22 protein-coding genes and 4 tRNA genes are annotated in these 22,711 nt (G+C 61.7%); 19 read left to right on the top strand and 7 right to left on the bottom strand.

Annotation, left to right across the window (positions count from 1 at the left end; translation table 11 throughout):
* Window positions 1-2: 2 nt before the first annotated feature.
* The gene (locus I6J28_RS01095) at window positions 3-914 is read right to left on the bottom strand and encodes a hypothetical protein (RefSeq protein WP_204610297.1); all 912 of its coding nucleotides are present in this window, start codon (window positions 912-914) and stop codon (window positions 3-5) included.
* Between the two features lie 187 nt (window positions 915-1,101).
* Between I6J28_RS01095 and I6J28_RS01090 the strand changes: the two genes are divergently transcribed.
* From I6J28_RS01090 to I6J28_RS01065, 6 genes are all read left to right on the top strand, one after another.
* Entirely contained in the window at window positions 1,102-3,504 is a 2,403-nt protein-coding gene (locus I6J28_RS01090; RefSeq protein WP_204610296.1) for an ATP-binding cassette domain-containing protein, read from the top strand.
* 78 nt (window positions 3,505-3,582) lie between these two features.
* Complete coding sequence (locus I6J28_RS01085; RefSeq protein ID WP_204610294.1) at window positions 3,583-4,317, top strand: hypothetical protein; 735 nt, start codon at window positions 3,583-3,585, stop codon at window positions 4,315-4,317.
* Window positions 4,318-4,374: 57 nt separating this feature from the next.
* Entirely contained in the window at window positions 4,375-5,997 is a 1,623-nt protein-coding gene (gene menD / locus I6J28_RS01080; protein WP_204610292.1) for a 2-succinyl-5-enolpyruvyl-6-hydroxy-3-cyclohexene-1-carboxylic-acid synthase, read from the top strand.
* A complete protein-coding gene (locus I6J28_RS01075) occupies window positions 5,998-6,468 on the top strand; it encodes a DUF3592 domain-containing protein (RefSeq protein ID WP_204610291.1) in 471 nt (156 codons plus the stop codon).
* A 60-nt stretch (window positions 6,469-6,528) separates the two neighbouring features.
* Window positions 6,529-7,728, top strand: a complete 1,200-nt coding sequence (locus tag I6J28_RS01070; protein WP_204611376.1) for a glycosyltransferase family 4 protein — start codon at window positions 6,529-6,531, stop codon at window positions 7,726-7,728.
* Window positions 7,729-7,739: 11 nt separating this feature from the next.
* Window positions 7,740-8,429 carry a demethylmenaquinone methyltransferase gene (locus tag I6J28_RS01065; RefSeq protein WP_005322922.1) on the top strand — a complete coding sequence of 230 codons (690 nt, stop codon included), beginning with the start codon at window positions 7,740-7,742 and terminating at the stop codon, window positions 8,427-8,429.
* Window positions 8,430-8,462: 33 nt separating this feature from the next.
* Here I6J28_RS01065 and I6J28_RS01060 read toward each other — a convergent pair whose 3' ends face one another.
* The gene (locus I6J28_RS01060; protein WP_204610290.1) at window positions 8,463-9,728 is read right to left on the bottom strand and encodes a geranylgeranyl reductase family protein; all 1,266 of its coding nucleotides are present in this window, start codon (window positions 9,726-9,728) and stop codon (window positions 8,463-8,465) included.
* 98 nt (window positions 9,729-9,826) lie between these two features.
* Between I6J28_RS01060 and I6J28_RS01055 the strand changes: the two genes are divergently transcribed.
* Both I6J28_RS01055 and I6J28_RS01050 read left to right on the top strand, forming a co-directional pair.
* Window positions 9,827-10,831, top strand: a complete 1,005-nt coding sequence (locus tag I6J28_RS01055) for a polyprenyl synthetase family protein (protein ID WP_005322918.1) — start codon at window positions 9,827-9,829, stop codon at window positions 10,829-10,831.
* 109 nt (window positions 10,832-10,940) lie between these two features.
* Window positions 10,941-11,022: transfer RNA gene (locus I6J28_RS01050), tRNA-Tyr, on the top strand.
* Window positions 11,023-11,087: 65 nt separating this feature from the next.
* On the opposite strand, the gene I6J28_RS01045 is transcribed toward I6J28_RS01050, so the two are convergent.
* Window positions 11,088-11,366 carry a hypothetical protein gene (locus tag I6J28_RS01045; protein ID WP_204610289.1) on the bottom strand — a complete coding sequence of 93 codons (279 nt, stop codon included), beginning with the start codon at window positions 11,364-11,366 and terminating at the stop codon, window positions 11,088-11,090.
* Between the two features lie 726 nt (window positions 11,367-12,092).
* Here I6J28_RS01045 and I6J28_RS01040 point away from each other — a divergent pair.
* From I6J28_RS01040 to rplA, 7 genes are all read left to right on the top strand, one after another.
* Window positions 12,093-12,168: transfer RNA gene (locus I6J28_RS01040), tRNA-Thr, on the top strand.
* A 38-nt stretch (window positions 12,169-12,206) separates the two neighbouring features.
* Window positions 12,207-12,278, top strand: a tRNA-Met gene (locus tag I6J28_RS01035).
* A gap of 140 nt (window positions 12,279-12,418) precedes the next feature.
* Window positions 12,419-12,491 (top strand) — tRNA-Trp (locus I6J28_RS01030).
* A 207-nt stretch (window positions 12,492-12,698) separates the two neighbouring features.
* Entirely contained in the window at window positions 12,699-13,031 is a 333-nt protein-coding gene (gene secE, locus I6J28_RS01025) for a preprotein translocase subunit SecE (protein ID WP_204610288.1), read from the top strand.
* 128 nt (window positions 13,032-13,159) lie between these two features.
* Window positions 13,160-14,089 carry a transcription termination/antitermination protein NusG gene (nusG, locus tag I6J28_RS01020; protein WP_204610287.1) on the top strand — a complete coding sequence of 310 codons (930 nt, stop codon included), beginning with the start codon at window positions 13,160-13,162 and terminating at the stop codon, window positions 14,087-14,089.
* A 172-nt stretch (window positions 14,090-14,261) separates the two neighbouring features.
* The gene (gene rplK, locus I6J28_RS01015) at window positions 14,262-14,705 is read left to right on the top strand and encodes a 50S ribosomal protein L11 (protein ID WP_049358678.1); all 444 of its coding nucleotides are present in this window, start codon (window positions 14,262-14,264) and stop codon (window positions 14,703-14,705) included.
* A 68-nt stretch (window positions 14,706-14,773) separates the two neighbouring features.
* The gene (gene rplA / locus I6J28_RS01010) at window positions 14,774-15,478 is read left to right on the top strand and encodes a 50S ribosomal protein L1 (protein WP_204610285.1); all 705 of its coding nucleotides are present in this window, start codon (window positions 14,774-14,776) and stop codon (window positions 15,476-15,478) included.
* An 84-nt stretch (window positions 15,479-15,562) separates the two neighbouring features.
* Here the strand turns inward: rplA and I6J28_RS01005 are convergent, their stop codons facing one another.
* Genes I6J28_RS01005 through I6J28_RS00990 form a run of 4 tightly spaced genes read right to left on the bottom strand, consistent with a single transcriptional unit; the run spans window position 15,563 to window position 20,602 of the window.
* Window positions 15,563-16,954, bottom strand: coding sequence for a Y4yA family PLP-dependent enzyme (locus I6J28_RS01005; protein WP_204610283.1), 1,392 nt, complete (start codon window positions 16,952-16,954; stop codon window positions 15,563-15,565).
* Window positions 16,951-18,252, bottom strand: a complete 1,302-nt coding sequence (locus tag I6J28_RS01000) for an FAD/NAD(P)-binding protein (RefSeq protein ID WP_204610281.1) — start codon at window positions 18,250-18,252, stop codon at window positions 16,951-16,953. Before I6J28_RS01000 ends, I6J28_RS01005 begins: the two co-directional genes overlap by 4 nt.
* Window positions 18,249-19,265 (bottom strand): pyridoxal-phosphate dependent enzyme, encoded by a 1,017-nt coding sequence (locus I6J28_RS00995; protein ID WP_204610279.1) that lies wholly within the window; start codon window positions 19,263-19,265, stop codon window positions 18,249-18,251. The genes I6J28_RS01000 and I6J28_RS00995 overlap by 4 nt, the downstream gene beginning before the upstream one ends.
* A gap of 32 nt (window positions 19,266-19,297) precedes the next feature.
* A complete protein-coding gene (locus I6J28_RS00990; RefSeq protein WP_204610278.1) occupies window positions 19,298-20,602 on the bottom strand; it encodes a cryptochrome/photolyase family protein in 1,305 nt (434 codons plus the stop codon).
* Window positions 20,603-20,916: 314 nt separating this feature from the next.
* On the opposite strand from I6J28_RS00990, the gene rplJ reads away from it, so the two are divergent.
* The 4 genes from rplJ (at window position 20,917) to I6J28_RS00970 (ending at window position 22,648) form a co-directional block, all read left to right on the top strand.
* Entirely contained in the window at window positions 20,917-21,438 is a 522-nt protein-coding gene (rplJ, locus tag I6J28_RS00985) for a 50S ribosomal protein L10 (protein ID WP_005322886.1), read from the top strand.
* Between the two features lie 88 nt (window positions 21,439-21,526).
* Window positions 21,527-21,916: a 50S ribosomal protein L7/L12 gene (gene rplL, locus I6J28_RS00980; RefSeq protein WP_150851002.1), complete on the top strand. Its 390-nt coding sequence runs from the start codon at window positions 21,527-21,529 to the stop codon at window positions 21,914-21,916.
* Between the two features lie 143 nt (window positions 21,917-22,059).
* A complete protein-coding gene (locus tag I6J28_RS00975) occupies window positions 22,060-22,341 on the top strand; it encodes a type II toxin-antitoxin system RelE/ParE family toxin (RefSeq protein WP_204610277.1) in 282 nt (93 codons plus the stop codon).
* A complete protein-coding gene (locus I6J28_RS00970) occupies window positions 22,316-22,648 on the top strand; it encodes a HigA family addiction module antitoxin (protein WP_204610276.1) in 333 nt (110 codons plus the stop codon). The genes I6J28_RS00975 and I6J28_RS00970 overlap by 26 nt, the downstream gene beginning before the upstream one ends.
* Window positions 22,649-22,711 lie beyond the last annotated feature (63 nt).

Here is a 22,711-nt window from a genome sequence, read left to right as displayed (position 1 = left end):
GCCTAGAGCAGGCTCTGGTGAAACCTCCACGCCGGAGTCGCCAGCGCCCGACGCACCTTCTGCGGCCTGCTCTTTAACCCGCGCACGCTGCGGCGATGCGCCACCGTCTCCTGCACCGTCTCCACCACCAGCTTGAGGTGGTAGTCGGTGCACTCATCCGTAAACTTTAGCGGCGCCCACCCGTGCTGCACCGCGTGATTGGTCTTCCACGTCCCGATGAGGAATTCCCGGTGATTATTCTCCGGCGTGTGATAGTAAAGCGAGTCCAAGTCCACCACGGTCGTTCCCGCTTCGAATCCTAAATCCCAGGTGTACGGTCCCAGCCGGAAATTCGGCACCGGCTTGAGACCCACCCGCCGCATCTCGCGAAACATCCGCTGCTCCCACTTCGATGCCGTCCCCACCGGCGCCAGCCTCGCTAACTCGCGCACCGCGTCCCTTTTCTTGCTGGTCACCAGCTCTAAATCAGCCGCGAATCTCCCCCTTCCGTTGAGCCCGCGGTAGGCCTGCGCCAGGGCCTCTTTGAGCAGCCACTCGCCACAGCGCTCGAAGCTCAGCGCATCTGCCACCGCCTGCGCGGGCAACGCCATCTTTACGCCCTTTACCCGATTTACCGGCACCGGCCGCGACCTCACAGTACGCACCAGCCCATCCGCCCGCGCCCGGCAATTGTTATCCACCCGAATCGTTGCCGGCAGCCGCACCTCGCATAAACCGTAGGCAGCAAGCGCCGCCGTTCCCGTAAACACCGCATCCGGATAAAGCTGCGCCACCGCGGCGAGCTTATCCTTCGCACTCGCCTCCGCCGAGACATAGCAATTGCGCCTAAGACGGAGGAGTCTGCCCTCTGCCACCTCCTTTTCAATTCGGTATTGAGTCATTCCTTCTTCGATGAGGTCTTTTCGCGTGTACATGGCCTTTTAGACTGTCGCACTAAGAATTCGGTTCCGCAGATCTGTAGAGATCGCGACTTTCGTCCATATAAACCACCAAAACCGTCGACGAAATCCCCGGTTTATATGGACAAAACTCGTGATCGTGGTCGGCGAACCACAAAAGCCTTCGCTGCCCAACCCACCACCTGTGCGTACGCTAGGGGACATGTCTACTATCAAGGTCCGCGATGCCCACCTGCACAACCTGCGCAACGTCGACGTCGATATGCCCCGCGGCAAGCTCGTTGCGGTCACGGGCGTGTCTGGTTCGGGCAAGTCTTCGCTGGCATTCGGCACGATTCACGGCGAAGGCCAGCGTCGCTATCTCGAATCGGTGGCGCCCTTCGCCCGTCGCCTGATCAGCTCGGCCGTCGACCCGCAGGTTAGCCAGGTAGAGGGCCTGCCGCCGACGGTCGCGCTGCAGCAATCAACTTCCGGCGGCGGTGCGCGCTCTACGGTGGGCACGGTGTCCGCGCTCTCCAATAGCGTGCGCCTTCTCTATTCGCGCGCCGGGGATAACCCGGAGGGCCTGTACTCGGATTCTTTTTCTCCGAATACCCCGGAGGGCATGTGCCCGCAGTGCCACGGCACGGGCGTGGTCCACGAGCCGACCGAGGACTCCATGGTCCCGGATCCCACTCTCTCCATTGAGGAAGGCGCCATCCAAGCATGGCCCGGCGCCTGGGCCGGCAAGAACTTCCACGACATCCTGATGAATCTGGGCTACGACCTGGATTCGCCCTGGCAGGACCTACCGCAAAAAGACCGCGACTGGATCCTCTTCACGGAAGAGCGCCCCGTCGTCACCGTGAAGCCTCTACGCGGCAAGGATCAGATTCAGCGCAATTATGAGGGCACGTGGCGCTCGGTGGCCAGCTACCTCAATAAGACGCTGGCGGAGACCCAATCGGATACGCTGCGCAAGCGCACCCTGTCCTATATGGAATCCCGCGAGTGCGAGACCTGTGGCGGCCGCCGCCTCAACCCGGCCGCGCTGAAGGTGACCTATGCGGGCATGCCTATCGATGAGCTGGGCGCGCTGCCGCTGGATAGGGTGCATGAGGTGCTCAGCAAGCAGAACCCAGAGGAGAACTCGGCCGAGGATTTGCTCCTGCGGCAGATTCTGCCGGCATTGACCTCGGCGCTGGAGCTCGGCTTGGCGCACCTCAGCCTGGATCGGCCGACGCAGAGCCTGTCCGGCGGCGAGATGCAGCGCATCCGTTTGGCGGCGCAGCTGCGCTCCGGTCTCTTTGGCGTGGCCTATGTGCTCGACGAGCCCTCGGCCGGCCTGCACCCCGATGAGCGCGACGCGGTCATGGATATGTGCCGTCGTTTCATCGCGGCCGGCAACTCCGTGCTCTTGGTGGAGCATGACATGGATTTGGTCGCGCAGGCGGACTGGCTCGTTGACGTCGGCCCGCTGGCCGGCGAGCGCGGCGGCAACGTGGTCTATTCGGGCCCGGTCGCAGACTATGACGCGGACACCCCTACCGCCAATGCGCTGGCTAATCGCACGCTCGCGCTTGCCGACGACCCCCGCACCCCCTCCTCCCACCTCACCCTCCGCGGCATCAACGCACGCAGCATCGACAACCTGGATGTGGACTTTGGCTTGGGCCAATTCACGGCGGTAGCCGGTGTCTCCGGTTCGGGCAAGTCCACCCTGGTCAGCACGGTGCTGGCTGGCCTGCTGCGACAGTCCGCCACGGCCATTTCCGATGAAGAGGAGACCGAGGACAAGGGCTGGTCCGTGGAGAGCACGGAGGGCTTTGATCGAGTAAAGCGCGTCGTGCAGATTACCCAGAAGCCCATCGGCCGCACCCCGCGTTCCACGCTGGCAACTTATACCGGGCTTTTCGATAACGTTCGCAAGCTCTTCGCCTCCACTGATGAGGCCAAGCAGCGCAAGTGGACGGTCTCGCGCTTTTCTTACAACGTAAAGCAAGGCCAGTGCCCCACCTGCGGCGGCGCGGGCAAGATCGAGGTGGAGCTGGTCTTCTTGCCGGGCTCGTACACCACCTGCCCGGAGTGCGGCGGCGCCCGCTTCAACGACGAGACCTTGGAGGTGACCTGGCAGGGCCGCACCATCGCGGACATCTTGGAGCTCACCGTAGATGAAGCGGCCGAGGTCTTTGCCGAAGAAGAAAAGATTTACCGCGCCATCGCCACGTTGCAGGCCGTCGGCCTGGGCTACCTCCGCTTGGGCCAGGGCGCGCCGGAGCTGTCTGGCGGCGAGGCCCAGCGCATCAAGCTGGCCACGGAGCTGCAGCGTTCCCGCAACTCGCGTCGCGGCCACACGGTCTACCTGCTGGACGAGCCCACCACGGGACTGCACCCAGCCGATATCGACCTGCTCAATACCGAGCTGCATAAGCTGGCGGATGCGGGCCATACGGTAATCGTCGTCGAGCATGATCTTTCGGTCATGGCGCATGCGGACCGCATCATCGAGATGGGCCCGGGCGCTGGCGAAGACGGCGGCCGCATCATCGCGGATGCCACCCCGGCGCAGGTCGCCGCCGAGGATACCGCCACCGGCCGTGCTTTGAGCGCACGCCAAGCGCACTAAGCGGCGAGCCTCCGCTGCCCGTTAGCTGTGGGAGTCCTCTCTAGGATCTCACAGCAAAATGGGGTAGAGGTAGAGGGTATGACTTCTAAAGGCCCTCATGGCGATAATAATGAAACCCGCAGCTGGTCCAGCCCGGCGGATGATGCCACGCGCCAGATTGGCCGCGTGCCCGATAATGCCGCCGGCCCCAGCCGCGACCAAGCGCGCCGCGAGCACCCCAAGCAGTACTTCCCGGGCGAGCAGCAGCCGCAGAATGAGACTCGTCAATTCGATGCGGCCGCTGGCTATCAGCAGGGCTACGGTCAGCAGCAAAGCTACGGCCAGAACTATCAGCAGCCGGCCGGGCAGGCATATGGCCAGCAATACGCGCAGCAGCCCGAGTACGAGCCGGTGCCGTCGAACTATGATCCGGACCAGCCGGAAAAGCGCAAGAAGAAGGGCAGCGGTGGCGGGGCTATGGCCGGCGTCTTCGCGGCCATCGCGGTACTTGCAGTACTGGCCGCGGCGGTGTTGTTTTTCCTGTGGCGCAATGCCGCGGACGAGGCGGATAAGCCGGACCCACAGCCGGTGACGGAAACGCTGACCACGGAGGTCCCCACCACCGTGACCCAGACCGAAGAGCCGGATACGCAGGATGAGAACTCCAATAATCTGCCGAAGCTGCCGGACTTCCAGAATGACCTGCCATCCGATATCCCGACCGAGTTGCCACCAGAGGTACAAGACCAGCTGGATAAGGGCAGCGACGTGGACATTGAGGGTCTCCTCAATGACCTCCTGGGCGGCGGCGAGCAGTCGGCCAACCAGAACTAAGCGCCCAGCACCTGCCCGGTAAGGGAAATGGCGCGCGGGCAGGTAAAATCGGGCGGCATGAATGAATCGATGCAGTTGGCTGAGAAGGTAGCCGCCCAACTAGCGCGCCACCTCACGGATGTCGTCTTGTGCCCTGGTTCGCGCAACGCGCCGCTGTCGCTGGCGCTATTGGCGCGTGACGATATCCGCGTACACACCCGCCTGGACGAGCGCGGGGGAGCGTTTACCGCCCTGGGCATGGCGCGGGTGCAGCGCCGCCACGTGGGCGTGGTGATGACCTCGGGAACTGCGGTGGCCAATACCTTGCCGGCCGTGGTGGAGGCGCACTATTCCCATACGCCGCTAGCCATCATTAGCGCGGACCGGCCGGAGCGCCTGGTGGGCACGGGGGCGTCGCAGACCATCGAGCAGCAGGGCATCTTCGGCGTCTATGCGGACACCACCCAGGTCACCGGCGCGGACGATATCGCGGCGATGGCCCAACGCTTCCGCGAAGACCTACAGGTACACATCAATGTGGCCTTTGATGCCCCGCTTGTCGACGCCACCTTGCCAGACCACACCTCCGGCGACAGCGTGCGCGAGCCCGCACCAGCCTTCGTGGACCACGGTGAGGTGGCCGTGGATTTGAGCAAGAACACGCTGGTCATTGCGGGTGATGAGGCCTGGGAGGTAGAAGGCCTCCAAGACGTGCCGACCATTGCGGAGCCGAGCGCGCCGGGCCCGTATCATCCGGTGCATCCAGCGGCGGCGCATATCTTCCGCAAGGCGCAGGTCTCCGCGAATGATTATGTGGTCAACACCAAGGTAGAGCAGGTCATCGTCGTGGGGCATCCGACGCTGCACCGTGGCGTGCTAGCGCTGATGAATGATCCGGATATTGAGCTGGTGGTGCTCTCGCGCACCAAGGACTTCACCAACCAGCGTGGCGAAGAGGCCCGGCTTGGCACCACCGTCAAGGTCACCGGTGAGCCGAGCCGCGAGTGGATGAAGATCTGCGAAGGCGCAACCGATATGGCCGGGCAAGCGGTGCGCGAGACCCTCGAGGATGAGGAACTGGGATTCACCGGGCTGCACGTCGCGGCCGCGGTGGGCGATACGCTCTCCGTCAATGACACCCTGGTGCTCGGCGCTTCGAACCCGGTGCGTGACGCCTCCATGGTGGGCCTGCCGTTCGATGGGGTGGATACGTACTCACCGCGCGGGGCGGCCGGCATCGACGGCACCATCGCCCAAGCCATCGGCATTTCCCTGGCCACGCAATCGCTGGATCCCACCAACTGGCGCGCCCCGCGAGTAATGGCGCTCATGGGCGATGTCACCTTCTTGCATGATGCGAATAGCCTGCTCATTCCGGAAGACCAGGCGCGACCTGAAAACCTCACCATCGTGGTGGCCAATGACAATGGCGGCGGCATCTTCGAGACCCTGGAACAAGGTGCCGATGCGCTGCGTGAGTCCTTCGAGCCGGCGTTTGGAACGCCGCATGGGGTGGACGTCGGCAAGCTGGCAGAAGCCTATGAAGCAGACTACCGCGAGGTGACCACCCCGCAGGAGCTATTGGATACGCTGGCGGAGCTGAAGGAATACTCCACCGGGATTACCGTCGTGGAGGCTAAGACCACCCGTGCCACGCGCCGGGCGCTCAATGAGAAGCTCACCGCAAAGGTAGGCCAGTAAGTGGCCCCGCCGCAGCATAAGCCGCACGCGGCCGTGGTGCCGCGCTATACGCCCGCGGTCTATCGCCGCCGCCTGCACCAGCTGACGCTGGCGCTGTATCTGGCCGCGCTGGTGGGCGTGGTGGGCATGGTCATCGGGCCGGTGATGAATGACCACGCCATCGCCAGCCACCCCGCGCGCGCTTTGGCCACGGTCAAGGATGTGGGCATGCTGCGCACCACGGTGGATTTCCAAGACAGTGAAGGGATTTACCACACCCCACAGCACGGGCTGCTCTATCCCAGTGGGCTGGGCGAGGGCCAGCAGGTGTGGGTGCAATACGCCCAGGACGACCCAGACCTGGTCAAGGTCGAAGGCCGCGAATGGACGTTGGCTATCATCCCGGCGCTCTCGGTAGGGGTGGTTGCCACGCTCATCGCGGCCGTGCTGTGGAAGCTGATTAGCTTCTTTACCCGCCTCGCGGAGAAATAATTAACCAAGATTTTCCGCTGGCTTCACCATAAACTTAAGAAAATGGGCCATGATGGTGGCATGCGTGTTGCGATCGTGGCTGAATCCTTCCTCCCCAATGTCAATGGTGTGACCAACTCCGTGCTGCGCGTTTTAGAGCACCTGCACGAGACCGGCCAGGAGGCCATCGTCATCGCGCCGGGCGCCCGTGAGGGGCAGGAGGAAATCCCGGACTACCTAGGATTCCCCATCTATCGTGTGCCCACCGTGCGCGTGCCGCTGGTGGATTCGCTGCCGGTGGGCGTGCCTACCACGGCGGTCGATGAGGCGCTGCGCGATTTCAAGCCGGATATCATCCACCTGGCCAGCCCCTTCGTACTCGGCGCTGCTGGCGCTTTCTCCGCCCGCCAGCAGCGCGTGCCCGCCGTGGCGTTGTACCAGACCGATGTTGCCGGTTTTGCCACCAAGTACCATGCCTCCGCGCTGGCCTATGGCGTGTGGGAGTGGCTGCGCACGATTCATAACTCCTGCCAGATGACGCTGGCACCGTCCTCGCTGACCATCCGGGATCTAGAAAAGCACCACATCAAGAATGTGCGCCACTGGGGCCGTGGCGTGAACGCGGAGCTTTTCCACCCCTCCAAGCGCTCTGACAAGCTGCGCCGCAGCTGGGATCCGAGCGGCACCAAGAATGTAGTGGGATTCGTTGGTCGCCTCGCCGCGGAAAAGGGTGTGCACCGGTTATCGGCGCTCAACGGGCGCGAGGATATCCAGCTGGTCATCGTGGGCGATGGGCCGGAGCGCCCGCTATTGGAAGCCCAGCTGCCCGGCGCCGTCTTTACCGGTGCGCTGTCCGGCGAAGACCTCGCCGCCGCCTATGCTTCCTTGGACGTCTTTGTCCATGCGGGTGAGTTCGAGACCTTCTGCCAGTCCATCCAGGAGGCGCAGGCCTCCGGCGTGCCGACCATCGGACCGCGGGCAGGTGGCCCGGTAGACCTCATCGACGAGGGCTATAACGGACTGCTGCTGGATGTAAAGACCTTTGTGGAAGACCTTCCCAATGCGGTAGACGCTCTGCTCAATCCGGAGATCCACCAGGAGATGCGGGACAATGCCCGCGAGTCCATTTCCTCCAAGACGTGGAAGGCGCTGTGCGAGCAGCTCGTGGGCTATTACGAAGAGGTGCTGGAGGATACTCGCCGGGTGCCGCTGACCATTCTGGGACAGCGTCCCGAGCTGCCGCGATGGGCGGCTCGTGCCCTTGGCGCCCGCGTAGCCTAGACTGATCATTTGTGTCTAAGGCAGATTTGGATAAAAAGCCCTTCGATGTGGCGCGCATGTTTGACGCCGTGGGCGAGAAATACGACCTCACCAATACCGTGCTGTCCTTTGGGCAGGACGCGCACTGGCGCAAGCGCACCCGTGAGCGTTTGAACCTTAAGCCGGGCGAGAAGGTCCTCGACCTTGCAGCGGGTACCGCCGTGTCCACCGTGGAACTTTCCAAGTCCGGTGCGTGGTGCGTAGCGTGTGATTTCTCCCGTGGCATGCTGGCCGCCGGCCGTGAGCGCGACGTGCCCAAGGTGGCTGGCGATGGCATGAAGCTGCCGTTTGCGGATAACACCTTTGACGCCGTGACCATCTCTTATGGCCTGCGCAATATCCACGACTTTGAACTCGGCCTGCGCGAAATGGCGCGCGTGACCAAGCCGGGCGGGCGCCTTGCGGTGGCGGAATTTTCCACCCCGGTGGTACCGATTTTTGGCACCGTGTACAAGGAATACTTGATGCGCCTGCTCCCACCGGTAGCGCGCCTGGTTTCTTCTAATCCGGAGGCATATATCTACCTCGCGGAATCCATTCGCGCGTGGCCGGGGCAGGAGGAGCTTGCCGCGGTTATCAATCGCAATGGTTGGGCCGAGGCCGGCTGGCAGAACCTCACCTTCGGCATCGTGGCGCTGCACTCGGCGGTAAAGCCAGCCTAGGCGCTGCTCTGCCCGCGCCCCGGGGCCGGGGGACTATGCCGCGGTCGAATCCCAGAGTGGCGTATCGCGGCGAAGGGACGAGACCGTGCGGCCGGCGGCGCGCCAGGTGCGTGCGATGAGGTCGCGGTCATCGTCAGTAATGAGGTTGCCCATCAGGCGCGCAGCGGCCGGCATGAGCATGCGGCCGACGGGTCCGCGCAGGGCCAGTGGACCGGCCAGCGGTAGGAACTGTGGGTAAGTAAGCAGGCGTGCGGCCGTGCGGGCCAAGAGGAAGGACTCGCCGTAGTGCTCGCGGAGGACGGCCGGCCAGGCCAGGGTGAAATCCTTCGGGCCGAGTAGGGCTACGGCCAGCGCAGCCGTCTCCAAGCCGTAATCGATGCCTTCGCCGTTGAGGGGATTGATGCAGGCAGCGGCATCACCAATGATCATCCAATTGGCGCCGGCCACGTTGGATACCGCACCGCCCATGGGCAGTAAGGCAGAGGTAACGTGCTCAATCTCGCCGAGTCCCCACTCGGGACGTTGTTGGGCAGCGTAGAACTCGAGCAGCTTCTTGGTGTTGATCTTGGCGGGGCGCTGCGCGGTTGACAGCGCGCCGAGGCCGATGTTGACCTGGCCTAGCTCGGGGCCGAGCGGGAAGATCCAACCGTAGCCGGGCTGCACCTCGCCTTCCTCGTCCTTGAGCTCAACGTGAGAGTGCATCCAGGGCTCATCGGCATGCGTGGAGGAAGCATAGGAGCGCGCGGCGATGCCATAGACCTCCTCGCGGTGCCAGGTGCGGCCGAGCTTCTTGCCAAAGGTAGAGCGCACGCCATCGGCCACGATGACCCACTTGGCATGCACGGTGACCTCTCCCACGCAGAAGGAGGTTACGCGGTTGCCCTCGAGCACCGGATCGGTGGCGGGGGTGCCGGTGAGGAGGGTGGCGCCGGCTTCCCGGGCGGCGTCGGCAAGCAGGGCATCAAAGCGGAAGCGCGGCAGGGCCGTGCCCACCTGGGAGGGATAGGTCTCCGGCCAAGGCGCGGTAATATCGCCGCCGTAGCCGTGCAGCTTCAGGCCGCGATTGCGATAGGAGGCGTTGACCGCAATGCCGAGCTCATCGAGCTGGTGCATCGCGCGCGGGGTGAGCCCGTCGCCGCAGGTTTTATCGCGGGGAAATGTAGCGGAATCAATAAGGAGGGTGTCATAGCCGGCGCGTGCGGCATGGATCGCGGCGGCGGCTCCGGCAGGCCCAGCGCCAATGATGGCGACCTCGACATAGGTTTGGGAATCGATCTGCTCCGACATGAGGACTATCATTGCATGAGTTCGACCCCTCGAGTGTGTTTAGGGGCGCAGTTTGGACTACGGTAGGTAATCGATTATCTCTGGCTTTTAGTTGCAAGGAACACTATTTAATGACTCACGGTCAATCGCATGCCACGCACGTGGATCTTGGTGATCCGCAGCTCAACGAGCGCATTGGTGCGGGCATGGAAGCAGTAGAAGACAAGCTGCGCAGTGAAATCGACCGCGGCCAGGACTTCTTAAAGGACAAGGTTAGCCACCTGTCTAAGGCCGGTGGCAAGCGCTTTCGCCCCATGATGGCGCTGCTGGCCTCCGAGTATGGTCCGCGTCCGGGCTGCGAAGAGGTGGTTAAGGCCGCCACCGTCGTGGAGATGGTGCACGTCGCCACCCTTTATCATGACGATGTCATGGATGAGGCGGACCGCCGCCGCGGCGTGGAATCTGCCAATTCGCGGTGGAATAACTCCGTGGCCATCCTCGCCGGCGATGCGCTCTTGGCGCATGCCTCCCGCTTGATGAGTGAGCTGGATACCCACACCGTGGGCCACTTTGCCGATACCTTTGAAGAGCTGGTGACCGGTCAGATGCGCGAGACCATCGGCGCGGGTGAGGCCAATGCCGTGGAGCACTACACGGCCGTTATCCGTGAAAAGACCGCGGTGCTCATCGCCTCTGCTGGCTACCTGGGTGCCTACCACTCCGGCGCCTCGGCCGAGCATGCCGCAGCCCTGCACCGCATTGGTGGTGCCATCGGCATGATCTTCCAGATTGTGGACGATGTCATCGACATCTTCTCTGACCCAAAGGAGTCCGGCAAGACCCCGGGCACAGACCTGCGCGAGGGCGTATTTACCCTGCCGGTTCTTTACGCCTTGGAAGAAGAGGGCGAAGTGGGCGATAAGCTGCGTGAGCTGCTTACTGGCCCGCTGCATTCCGACGCCGAGGTGGAGCGCGCCATCGAGCTCCTGCACCAGTCTGGCGGCCGTCAGAAGGCGCTGGAGGACATCAATGCCTACCTGCGCACGGTGGAGGAGCAACTCGCCGTGCTACCGGAGAACTCCGCGAGTCAGGCCTTGCGGCAATTAGCGGATTACACGGTGCGCCGCGTGGGCTAGCTGCTTCGTTAAGTCCCTCTCTATAGCCCCATTCGCCCCTACTACGCTGGCGATTTGTGGGTGGGAGGGTGGTTCGTAGTAAAGTACTTACTCGCACCACACAGTGCATGCCAGGTTGCCCGAGCGGCCAAAGGGAGCGGACTGTAAATCCGCCGGCATTGCCTTCAGAAGTTCGAATCTTCTACCTGGCACAGAATGAACCTCGCAAGCAGATGTTTGCGGGGTTTCAAGCGTACCTGCAGCTGTGAGGCGGGATCTACTGGCTGGGCTCCTGGGTGCGGGAGCTTTTAGCCTTGTGCCACACCGCATAAGCACTGGCGAGGAAAACAACTAAGAAAACCCCAGCGATCTTGAAGTAGAAAAAGCCTTTTCCTAGCCTGCGAGAAATATCTGGCAATGAGGTGGAATCCGATTCAGCTAGGGCCTTGGCAACGTACATCGCATTCAAACCGCCGATGAAGTAGCCGAGGCAGAGCAATAATGAAATAACGGCCGTAATCAATACCAAAACTGCTAAGGGTGAATGGCGGGACATTGTTCTCATCTAACTCCTCTCATCGCGGCCTAAAGGACCAGCAAAGTACACCTTTCTAAGGCGCTTGGTACTAACAGGTTTGCTCTCCTGTCTTATCATCCCTCACGGGCTGCCATCAGAGGTCTTCACAAAGTCCGCCTGGGCGGCTGCGGCGGCTTGCCTGGCGATGACAATGAGGCGACGGAAAGAGCGGCGGGCTCGATGATGATCTTGACACCTTACCGGGGGTAGCATCGCGTGGGCTGGGAAATGGACGCGGAGTGGAGGTCTTTGGTGGAACGCTCTGTATGCGAGTGGCCGCCCTTTGTCCTGCACGATCTCTGCGCCTTTGGGGGGCGCCGCCGCAGGTGGGAGGAGCCGGCGCTGCCAAGATCCGCCAGGGTGGAACCTAGGGGGCGGGGTGGCGGTCACGCGACCGTCGGCAAGCGCAAAGCACTTAAACAGCTGACTTATCCCTTTATCGGAGTGCTCGCGCGGATCAGTAATGCTGATGCTGGCGAAGCCGAAGTTGTAATACAGCTTTGTAGCATCGCTGGATTGGCGATCCTCGTCATCCAACACGCCCTTCATTCAAGCACGTTTACATCGCGTAAAAAGAAGCCACTTGAACTGTATATTTATGGGGTCTGACGTGGCGATTTGTGTAAAACGTTGAAAGCAGGTTAGATTATTGGAGTCCGCAACGGAGAGCACAACGAAATAGCGATGTGTTCAACGCTAGGATGTGCCCCCTTAGCTCAGTCGGCAGAGCGTTTCCATGGTAAGGAAAAGGTCGACAGTTCGATTCTGTCAGGGGGCTCCATTCATGTTTGGAGGAAGGGACTCCTCCAAGGTGAATATGGCGGTGTAGCTCAGTGGTAGAGCAAGCGACTCATAATCGCTGTGTCGCGAGTTCAATTCTCGCCATCGCTACCGGGAAAGAAAGGCGCCCGCAGGGCGCTTTTTTATTACCGCGCTGAAGGCAATCCAGGCTGTGCCTAGTTTCGGATTGGAACTATGGCTCTGGTAAGGTCTTCAACGCTTGATGCTTAGGTATCAAGGAATAAAAGAATAGGGGCGTGGCGCAATTGGTAGCGCAACGGTCTCCAAAACCGTAGGTTGCAGGTTCGAGTCCTGTCGCCCCTGCATAGTAAACCCCGTCACCTCAGGTGGCGGGGTTTCTTCATACCCTATTTTCTTCGTGACGCTTAGCCCGCCCACATGTTGTCAAGGCCACGTCCGGTAAATGCCGTGGTCAGCTTTTCATGCTGTGCAAGCTTTGCTAGGGTTGACAAAGTTATGGAGGTGCGCGTTAAGCGCCCTATTAGATTTAGTTCCCAAGGAGGGTTAGCTGTGAGCGATGAGCAGCAGCCGAAGAATTCGGGTGCATCGCGCCCGACCGGTAAGCGTCAGCTCTCTGGTGCGGCTACCACGTCCTCCGCGGATTACGCCGATAAGCACGTCGTCCGCGTCGAGGATAAGAACCACGATGACACCCCAGGTGGTGGCGTAGCCGCCTTCCCGGGCGAGGTAGCATCCGAGATGAAGAAGGTGGTGTGGCCTACCGCTAAGGAGATGCTGCAGTACACCCTCATTACCTTTGCGTTCCTTATCGTGCTGACCGTTTTGGTCTGGGGCGTTGACACCCTGGCTGGTCTCGGAGTTGAGCAGGTTCTCTCAGATTAGTAAGATAAGCGCATAATCTTTTATCCCGCTGTTTCCGCTTAAAGGAACGGCGGGATACTTTTTGCCCATACGCGGGCGGGTAGGCTGGTCCTACGCAACGCGCCGAGGAATTTTTTGGAGTAAGAATTATGAGCGACGAGAACAACGTCGAAACCGTAGGCACCTCGCTGGAAGAGGCAATGCAGTCCAACGTGCAGGAGCAGGCGGCAGAGCACGCTAGCTCTGTAGAAGAAGCGCAGCAGGAGGATGCTACCCCAGCCGCTCCGGCAGCGGAAGAAACTGAAGGAACGGCTGAGTCCACCGACGCTGCAGGCGAGTCCGCCGAGTCCACCGACGCAGCGGAACCGGCAGCGACCGAAGCAGAGGCCGAGGGTGCAGCCCCTGAGGCCGGCGAAGACGAGTCCGAGGATGCCGCCTACCGCAAGCGCCTGCGCGCCTTTACCCGCGAACTGAAGAAGCAGCCGGGCCAGTGGTACATCATTCAGTGCTACTCCGGCTACGAAAACAAGGTAAAGACCAACCTGGACATGCGTGCCCAGACCCTCGAGGTAGAAGATTCCATCTTCGAGGTCGTAGTTCCTATTGAGCAGGTCCTAGAGACCAAGGACGGCAAGAAGAAGATCGTGAAGCGCAAGCTGCTACCGGGCTACGTCCTGGTTCGCGCTGAGCTTAACGACGCCGCATGGTCCGTCATCCGCGAAACCCCAGGCGTGACCTCCTTCGTGGGCAACGAAGGCAACGCCACCCCGGTCAAGACCCGCGACGTGGCAAAGTTCCTCATGCCCAACGAGGCACCGTCCACCAAGGGCGATGCTGCCCCGAACGAGGCAGAGGGCGAGCAGGTTGTGGCTATGCCGGAGAAGGAAGTGGCCAAGAAGTACGCGCACGATTTCGAGGTGGGCGAGGCCGTGACCATCCTGTCCGGCCCGCTGGCCGCCGTATCCGCGACCATTTCCGAGATCGACCCGGAGACCGGCAAGATGCAGGGTCTGGTGTCCATCTTCGGCCGCGAGACCCCGGTGGAGCTGTCGCCGACCGAGATCGAGCGCATCTCCTAAAAAGTGATTTTGTGCAGGGCGCACGGTGTTCTAAACTGGAACGCCGTGCGCCTTTGGCGTGCGTATAAGAAAACGTTTCATCCTCCGGTGGCCCACTGAAGGTGAGCATCCGGACGGGATCCCGTTATTCATCGTGGCGGACATCCCGGTAACACAGGAAAGAGGTAATTCGATGGCTCCTAAGAAGAAGGTATCCGGCTTCATCAAGCTGCAGATCGAGGCAGGCGCCGCTAACCCGGCACCGCCAGTTGGCCCGGCACTGGGTGCCCACGGTGTCAACATCATGGAGTTCTGCAAGGCTTATAACGCCGCTACCGAGAACCAGCGTGGCAACGTGGTTCCGGTTGAGATCACCGTCTACGAGGACCGTTCCTTCGACTTCAAGCTGAAGACCCCGCCGGCAGCTAAGCTGCTGCTGAAGGCCGCTGGCATCCAGAAGGGCTCCGGCGTCCCACACACCGACAAGGTCGGCTCTGTGTCTTGGGATCAGTGCAAGGAAATCGCAGAGACCAAGTTTGCGGACCTGAACGCACGTGACATCGAGAACGGCGCTCGCATCATCGCCGGTACCGCCCGCTCCATGGGCATCACCGTTGATGGCGCACCGGAGAAGTAAAAACTTTATGTGGTAGGGCCAGCTACGGCCCGCCGAACACCACACCAATCCAGAAAAGGAATTGTTAAATGAGCACCAAGTCTAAGGCTTATAAGGCCGCTGCGGAACTGGTAGATAAGTCCCGCCTGTACCGTCCGATCGAGGCTACCAAGCTGGCCAAGGAGACCTCCTCCAAGAACTTCGACGCCACCGTTGACGTCGTCTTCCGCCTGGGCGTTGACCCGCGCAAGGCTGACCAGCTGGTTCGCGGCACCGTTTCCCTGCCTAACGGCACCGGTAAGGACGTTCGCGTTGCTGTCTTCGCTGAGGGCGAGAAGGCTACCGCTGCTCAGGAAGCTGGCGCTGACATCGTCGGCACCGCTGAACTGATCGAGCAGATCAACGAGGGCAACATCGACTTCGACGTTGCTATCGCTACCCCGGATCAGATGGCCAAGGTTGGCCGCGTTGCCCGCGTCCTGGGCCCGCGTGGTCTGATGCCGAACCCGAAGACCGGTACCGTTACCGCAGACGTTGCTAAGGCAATCTCTGAGGTTAAGGGCGGCAAGATCTCTTTCCGCGTTGATAAGGCTGCTAACCTGCACGCCATCCTTGGCAAGGCATCCTTCGACGCTGAGAAGCTGGCTGAGAACTACGGCGCCCTCATGGATGAGATCCAGCGCCTGAAGCCTTCTTCCGCTAAGGGTATTTACGTCAAGCGCGCTACCATCTCCACCACCTCCGGCCCGGGCATCCCGGTTGACGGTTCCGTGGTTAAGGATTACACCGCGTAAGCAGTTCTAACGCACTGCGTTCAAAGTTAAAGGGCTTCGAGGAATTCCTCGAAGCCCTTTTTCTATGTCTTAGCCCGCCTGCAGCTACACGACGTCAATATCGTCTGGCACCCAATCGCCGCCGTCGAAGTAGACGTTGCGTGCCAAAGGAATTTGGTGCGAAGCAGACTCCAGGATGTGCATAAAATATCCGGCTGTATTCGGAATGGCGAGGGTATCTCCTACGGCGATGCCGTCCGGGAAGTCCAGTTCGCGGCGGAGGATAACCTCGTCTTCAATGCAGTAGGCGCCCACCACAAAGCCGGTGCGTGGCTCGCGGGAGATATCCTTTACCGGCCCAGCCGTAGGTACCAGGAGGGGGTCTAGCAGGATGTCATCTGCGGCGGTCCGGCATTGGGTGCGATTCATCGCCACGCCGATAAGGGGCAGGCCATCAGAGCGTTCTTTGAGGAAGCTCACCTCGGCGAGGATGACTCCACAGCCGTCGAGGAGGCTGCGGCCGGGCTCCAGGTGAAGTGCGATATCCCGCTCGCGCAGCGCAGTGCCAGCGGCGCCGTAGCCGGGGACCTCGCCGGAGAGGAGCTGGTCCAACCACTGACCGCGCGTCGGCTCCTGCCAGAAGGGGTAAGTATTGGAGAGCGGATCCGATTTCCACGTGAATGGTTCACCGGTACCAGCGCGTTGGGAGGCGATGCGCTCGAGGTAATTCTCCCACTGCTCGCGGGATTCCAGGTAGCTCATGGGCACGCCGCCGCCGATATCGATGAAACCTGCGGGCTGGCCCAATGTGCGTACGTGCTCGACCAAGGAAATTGCCTCTGCAAGGGCGGTTCGGCGGTCGGCCTCGCTATAGCCATGCAGGTGCACGTGGACGCCCACAACACGAAGTTCCTGTGGCCACTCGGATTGCCGCCATGCCGGCAGCCTCTCGCCGAAGCGGGTGGGAGGTAGGGAGTTCGGATCTGGAGCGAGGCGTGGCGCCACGTGGGCGGTGGTGTTTAAATCCCGCGCGATGGCGGCGATGTGGTGGGATTCGGCGCGAGAATCACAAGAGATAGTAACTCCCCGCGAAACCGCGAGGTGGAGCAAGCCATCGGTTTTGATAGCGGCGCTGAGGATGATGCGCTCGGGGGCGACACCGCGGTCGAGCACTTGGCGGAGCTCGTTCTCGCTGGCTACATCCACCCCGAGCCCGGCATCGCGCGCAGCATCGACAAAACACAGAGCCTTATTGGCCTTGCGTGCGAAAAACACCTGGGTCTCCACGCCGTGGGAAGCGCCCGCGTCGAGCAGCTCTTGGGCATTGTGGCGCAGCGGAGCGGGATTCAACACGTTCACCGGAGAACCGAAGCGCGAGGTCAATGCGCTGACGCGCTGCGGGTTTTCGACGAGATCACGCATCCACCGTTCCCACCGGGCGCGCAGCGGGACGGTGCCGTGAACGGGTAGTGGCTCTACAGGGGTGGTGGTGGTCATGGGTTTCCTACTTTCTCCGCCCAGCGGGGGATGTCATCGTGCACGGAACGGTTAAGGGAGTCATGGCCGGGCAGGGAGAGCTCATTCATCCGGCCAATTTCCACCACGCCAGGAACGTCGTGGAAGGGGGAGGGGGTGGCCTGGGGAGCAACGGTGGCGTCGATAAGCAGATCCACGCCGCCCTTTTCCCGCCAGGAATCTATCTGGCCAGGCGTGCCTAGGTAGTCGGTATTCACCACGCCGGAGTGGAGCAGCTCGAGCAGGCGCCTGGCTGTGACCGGTGGCGGACCAAAAGCCACGCGCTCAAGGGCGCGTGAAAGCTCGCGGAAGCCAGGCATGGGGCCATGCGCCTTGTGCCAATCGACGCAGTCTTGGAATACCCCACGAAACGCCGCACCCACGGCCGCGGCCGGGGTGAGCGGACCGGTACCTTCGGCCGCACGTAGGGAAGCCTCGAGCTCAGCGACGGCATCGCCAGTGAAATCCTGACCGTCGATAACGGCGGCGAGGTCGGCAGTAGAGAAGTCACCGATTTCGCCTGCCGCCCCGATGAGGATCTCACGCAGCTCCGAAGCGTTGTCGATATGCGCGCAGGCCTGCCGCCACCGCGGTGACACCTCCGGCAACAGTGTCTCTGGGGCTGGCTTTACCTCCATGAAGCGCCCGCTGCGGCTAACCGGGTAGATGGTTTCGGCGGTATCGCCATACAGCAGGCACACATCGATGAAGCTTAGGGCGGCACCGCGTACGCCGATCCGCCGTGCGGAGCTCTGGAGATCGGCACCGAAGTAGAGACCGGTGACCGGTACGCACGAGGCCTCATAGGCCAAGGAACCGGCGTGGAGATGGTCGTGGCCGGTGCAGACCAGGACTTCGTCGAAGGGGGCGCCATCGACCATGAAACCTTCTCCGTCGGCGCTTACCGCGGTCACGCGGTGCGGCAGGTGCCGGATGCGAACGTGGGCCGGCGCGCGGCGCACTGCGGCGGACCAGGTATCGGCGAGAAACTGGCCCACCTGAGCCCGCGGTGGGAAGGCATCGGTGGTGTCTGCACCGCGGCGGGTGCGCCAAGCGTTGAAATTATCGTGGGCCGTGGTGACGATGGCGCAGTTGACGTTGAGGCGCCACTGCAGCGGCTGCTGCGGGCGGTAGACGGCGCCCGCACCGGCGGGGTAGGGGTCAAAGACGGTGACATCGAGTGGAACGCGGGCGCGCTCGAGGAGTTCCTCGACGGCCCAAAGGCCACGCGGGCCAGCTCCAATGATGGCAATGCGGCGGGCAGAACGAGAAGAAGTCACTGCGCTGACCCTTCGATGCGCGCGGCAAGTTCAGCGGGCGAAATGTCAAAGTTTTCGCACACCCAGGAGTCGTTATAAATGGTGTCCAGGTAAGGCTGGCCGGCGTCGTGCAGCACGGCAACCACTTCGGCCCCTGCCGGTAGGGAGGGTGCGAGGCTCTGGAAGGCGGCGATGACGGCACCGCCGGAAGCGCCAGGCAGCAGGCCCTCTGCTTGGGCGAGTTGTCGGGCGGCAACGATGGCATCGAGATCTGGAACCCTCTCCACGGAAGAAGGCGAAAACTTGGTGGATAGCTCGGTCACGATACCTGCGCCGTAGCCGGGCAGCATGCGGGTACCGCGCTCACCACCAAAAAGCACGGAGCCTTCCGCATCAACGCCGATTGTGTGGGTATCGGCGCCCAGCTCGGAGAGCTTGCGTACGCAGCCGCCAAGGGTTCCGGTGGTGCTCATAGCCACGAGTAGATGGCTAGGGGCCTGGCCGAGCTGGTCCACAATCTCCGTCATGGTGCCTTCCGCGTGGGCGTGGAAGGCGGCTTCATTGGAATACTGGTTGAGGTTGAAAGAATCGGGGATCTCTTCCAAAAGCTCGGCCACGCGGGTGCGGCGGGCGGTGAGCCAATCGCCGGTTTCTGGATCGGGGTGGTCGAGCAATTCCACGTGTGCGCCGTAGGCCCGCATGGTAGCCACCGTGGAGGCGTTGACCCGCGGATCCACCACGCAATGGAACTTCATGCCTTGTAGCGGGGCTTGGCGAGCTAGAGCCATGCCCAGGTTGCCGGAGGAAGATTCCACCAGCGTCGAACCAGGACGGATATCGCCGGCTGCAAGCGCCGCCTGGATCAGTGCTCGTGCCGTCCGGTCTTTTGCAGAACCGCCGAGGTTGAATTGTTCGAGTTTGAGATAGAGGTGGACATCCGGCCGGGGACTAATCGCCTCCACTCGCATGAGTGGGGTATTGCCAATGGGCGGGTGCGCTTGAGAATGAATCCTGGGGCTCATCATTGGCCCCATGGTAGACCTTTGCGTCCACCTTTTCCGCCGGCTTAATCCTTGATCTCCGCATAGGCATCGAGCGCGGCTTGGCGCGATTCCTTCAGGTCGACGATGGGTGGGGCAGACAGCGCGGGTGCCCAGCGGCGCACGTACTCGCCGTCGGGGTCGAAGCGTTTGGCCTGCGTTTCGGGGTTGAAGATGCGGAAGAAGGGCGCGGCGTCATCGCCGCAGCCGGCCACCCACTGCCAATTAAACGGGTTGGAGGCGGCATCGGCGTCCACCAAGGTGTCCCAGAACCATTCCTCGCCCAGGCGCCAGTGGATGCCCAGGTTCTTGGTGAGGAAGGAGCCCACCACCATGCGCACGCGGTTGTGCATGTACCCGGTGGCCCATAGCTCGCGCATTCCGGCGTCGACAAGCGGAATTCCGGTAGTGCCGGCCTGCCAGTCCTTGAGCCGCGGGTCATCCCAGGACCAGTCGAAGCGGTCGAATTTCTCCCGCACGTTCTCGGTGGCGAGATTGGGCAGGTGGTAGAGGCGGTGCCAGGCAAAGTCGCGCCACAGCAGCTCGGAGTGGAACTTGGCGGCTTCGGGCTCCTCGGCCGCCGCGAACCACACCTCGCGCGGGGAGACCTCGCCAAAGCGCAGGTGGGGCGAGAGTAGGGAGGTGGCATTGAGCGCGGGGATATCGCGCTCCTCGGCGTAGTTGGCCAGGTCCAGCTGGGCTAGTCGCTCGCGCGCGCCGGCCTCGCCGGGCGTCCAGTGCTCGGCCAGGGATGCGGCCCATGCCGGTTCGGTGGGTTTGGGCCAGGCAGATGCACTGCTTGCCGACGCCCCCATCTCCGGCACCCCCTCCGGTTCATCTCCCGCCACCTGGGAGGCGGCGGCCTTGGAGAAGGGAGTAAAGACCTTATAGGGCTGGCCCTGGCCATTGGTGACCTCCCAGGGTTCGACAAGGGTGAAGCCGGGCGAGGAGGTGGCGGTAATGCCCTGGGAGGTTAGGGTTTCCTTGACGCTCGCATCGACCTCGCGCAAGGGGCCGTGGTAGCGGCGGGTCCACGTGACGGTGGTGGCGCCCAGTTCTGCGGCCAGGCGGGGGATTTCCGTGCGGGCATCGCCGGCGGCGCGAATGAGTTCTACACCGTGGTCGGCAAGGTCGCGGGCGAGGGCATAGAGGGAACGTTCGCGCCACCACGTGGTCGCGCCGCCCAGCGGGCGGGTGCCGGGATAGGCAGGCTCGTCGAGGACGACGGCGACCAAGGGGACGTCGCCAAGCGAGGCGGCCTCGGCCGCGCGGGAAAGGGCCTGGTTATCGTGCAGGCGCAGGTCATCGCGGAACCACATCAGGCTGGTCATGGCAGCCATCCTACGCGGCGGAAACGGCGATTTGGAGAAACCGCGGGTGGGGAGGTAGTGTTTTCCACGAAGTTTGAACGGCCACTTCACGGCCGAGTCAAAGTTCACCGAAGACCGTTGGTCATCCATTTGGATCGAAGGTTCTCCATCCTAGGAGGCGGCCCACGCAGGAGACACTTTGCGATTATTCGCGGCATTCTCTTATGTCGCGCGCCCTGTGCTCTTGCACGGGGCTTTTGTTGTTTCGGGCAACCGAAGCGAGGAAGGCCCCGGCGGAATAATAAAAGAGATGTTTTGGAAGGAGGCGAGAGACAATGGCAAACCCAAAGAACACTGCAGACCTGGCAGAGCTGAAGGAGAAGCTGGCTGGCGCTAACTCTGTTGTACTGACCGAGTACCGCGGCCTGACCGTATCCCAGCTGCAGGAGCTGCGTAACGATCTGGGCTTTGACGTTGAATACTCCGTCGCCAAGAACACCCTTTTCAAGATCGCTGCCAAGGAAGCTGGCATCGAAGGTCTTGATGATTTGCTGACTGGCCCGACCGCAATTGCGTTCATCAAGGGCGAGGCAGTGGATGCTGCGAAGGTCATCACCAAGTTCGCTGATGACAACAAGGCACTCATCATCAAGGGTGGCTACATGGACGGCAACGCACTGTCTGCCGACCAGGTTGAGGCCATCGCCAAGCTGGATAACCGCGAGACCACCCTCGCAAAGCTGGCTGGCGCTATGAAGGGTTCTATGGCGAAGGCAGCCGCTCTCTTCAACGCTCCTGCAACCAAGGCTGTACGCACCGTCGCAGCTCTGCAGGACAAGAAGGAAGCAGAAGCTTAAGTCGTCACAAAAGACGCACAATTACAACACCGTGTGCGCGGCATAAATCACGCGCAGCGCACACACAACACAGAAAGGACTTGCCATCATGGCTAAGCTCACCAAGGACGAGCTCATTGAAGCTTTCAAGGAAATGACCCTCATCGAACTGTCCGAGTTCGTTAAGGAATTTGAAGAGGTATTCGACGTTGAGGCTGCTGCTCCGGTTGCTGCTGTTGCAGCTGGCGCTCCGGCTGAGGGCGGCGCTGGTGCCGCTGAGGAGAAGACCGAGTTCGACGTCGTTCTGACCGACGCTGGCGCTAAGAAGATTGGCGTTATTAAGGCTGTCCGCGAGATCGTCTCCGGTCTGGGCCTGAAGGAAGCTAAGGAAATGGTCGAGGGTGCTCCTAAGGCTATCCTCGAGGGCGCTTCCAAGGACGACGCTGAGGCTGCTAAGGCTAAGCTGGAAGAGGCTGGCGCTTCCGTCGAGCTCAAGTAATTTCACTGAGCTTTACGCTTTCAAACCCCCACTCTTACCGCCGCGCGCGGTGGGAGCTGGGGGTTTCCTCGTTTTATGCTCGCGGGCGCAATGCGGGTAGTACAGCAATGGCCAATAGTGTCAAAGTGTGACACTATGGCATTGTGGAGTTCAGGAGGGGTAGCTTAGAGCGCTTTCACACAGATGGTAAGGCGCCAAAGTACGTGCCCCCTGAACTGCGAAGGATACTGCGTCGCAAATTCATCATGATTGACCGAGCAGCCTCTCTTGCCGATTTGAGGATTCCACCAGCGAATCACTTAGAGAGGCTGAAAGGGCAGTGGGACGGATTTTATTCCATCCGTGTTAATGCGCAGTGGAGAGTAGTCTTCCGGTGGACAGGGAAAGGAGCTGTGGACGTTGACTTCATCGATTATCACAAATAAGGGGGAAGAGTCCTCGGATGTCGTCCCCGTTCCACACCCTGGAGAGGTTCTGCGCGAGGAATTTCTGGAGCCGCTCGGACTGACTCAATACCGCTTAGCCAAGGATATTTTTAGCTCCAAGTCCCAAATTTCCAAGCTGGTGCGTGGGCGCATTGGGATTAGTGCGGAAATGGCGCTCCGTCTTTCCGCTTATTTTGGCAATTCGGCAGAGTTTTGGCTGGGGCTGCAAGAAGAGTTTGATCTCTGGTGCGCGCGGCAGACCACGGATACTAGCAGCATCATCGCTTGGAATGCGCAGACGGCTTAAAACCAATCCGGTGTGGCGGGGCGGCCTGTAGAAACAGGGAATCGCCGCCACGGGTTGTAGAAT

This window comes from Corynebacterium tuberculostearicum (assembly GCF_016894265.1).
GTDB classification, from domain to species: Bacteria; Actinomycetota; Actinomycetes; order Mycobacteriales; family Mycobacteriaceae; genus Corynebacterium; species Corynebacterium tuberculostearicum_D.
Note: the sequence above shows the minus strand (reverse complement) of the source record. Positions and strands in the feature narration are given on the sequence as shown.

Coding starts and splice junctions, on each gene's coding strand:
- I6J28_RS00990 (WP_204610278.1), bottom strand. CDS start 20,602: ATGACCAGCCTGATGTGGTTCCGCGATGACCTGCGCCTGCACGATAAC.
- rplK (WP_049358678.1), top strand. CDS start 14,262: ATGGCTCCTAAGAAGAAGGTATCCGGCTTCATCAAGCTGCAGATCGAG.
- nusG (WP_204610287.1), top strand. CDS start 13,160: ATGAGCGACGAGAACAACGTCGAAACCGTAGGCACCTCGCTGGAAGAG.
- I6J28_RS01005 (WP_204610283.1), bottom strand. CDS start 16,954: ATGACCACCACCACCCCTGTAGAGCCACTACCCGTTCACGGCACCGTC.
- I6J28_RS01085 (WP_204610294.1), top strand. CDS start 3,583: ATGACTTCTAAAGGCCCTCATGGCGATAATAATGAAACCCGCAGCTGG.
- I6J28_RS01095 (WP_204610297.1), bottom strand. CDS start 914: ATGTACACGCGAAAAGACCTCATCGAAGAAGGAATGACTCAATACCGA.
- rplA (WP_204610285.1), top strand. CDS start 14,774: ATGAGCACCAAGTCTAAGGCTTATAAGGCCGCTGCGGAACTGGTAGAT.
- menD (WP_204610292.1), top strand. CDS start 4,375: ATGAATGAATCGATGCAGTTGGCTGAGAAGGTAGCCGCCCAACTAGCG.
- rplJ (WP_005322886.1), top strand. CDS start 20,917: ATGGCAAACCCAAAGAACACTGCAGACCTGGCAGAGCTGAAGGAGAAG.
- I6J28_RS01060 (WP_204610290.1), bottom strand. CDS start 9,728: ATGATAGTCCTCATGTCGGAGCAGATCGATTCCCAAACCTATGTCGAG.
- rplL (WP_150851002.1), top strand. CDS start 21,527: ATGGCTAAGCTCACCAAGGACGAGCTCATTGAAGCTTTCAAGGAAATG.
- I6J28_RS00995 (WP_204610279.1), bottom strand. CDS start 19,265: ATGGGGCCAATGATGAGCCCCAGGATTCATTCTCAAGCGCACCCGCCC.
- I6J28_RS01055 (WP_005322918.1), top strand. CDS start 9,827: ATGACTCACGGTCAATCGCATGCCACGCACGTGGATCTTGGTGATCCG.
- I6J28_RS01090 (WP_204610296.1), top strand. CDS start 1,102: ATGTCTACTATCAAGGTCCGCGATGCCCACCTGCACAACCTGCGCAAC.
- I6J28_RS01045 (WP_204610289.1), bottom strand. CDS start 11,366: ATGTCCCGCCATTCACCCTTAGCAGTTTTGGTATTGATTACGGCCGTT.
- I6J28_RS01070 (WP_204611376.1), top strand. CDS start 6,529: ATGCGTGTTGCGATCGTGGCTGAATCCTTCCTCCCCAATGTCAATGGT.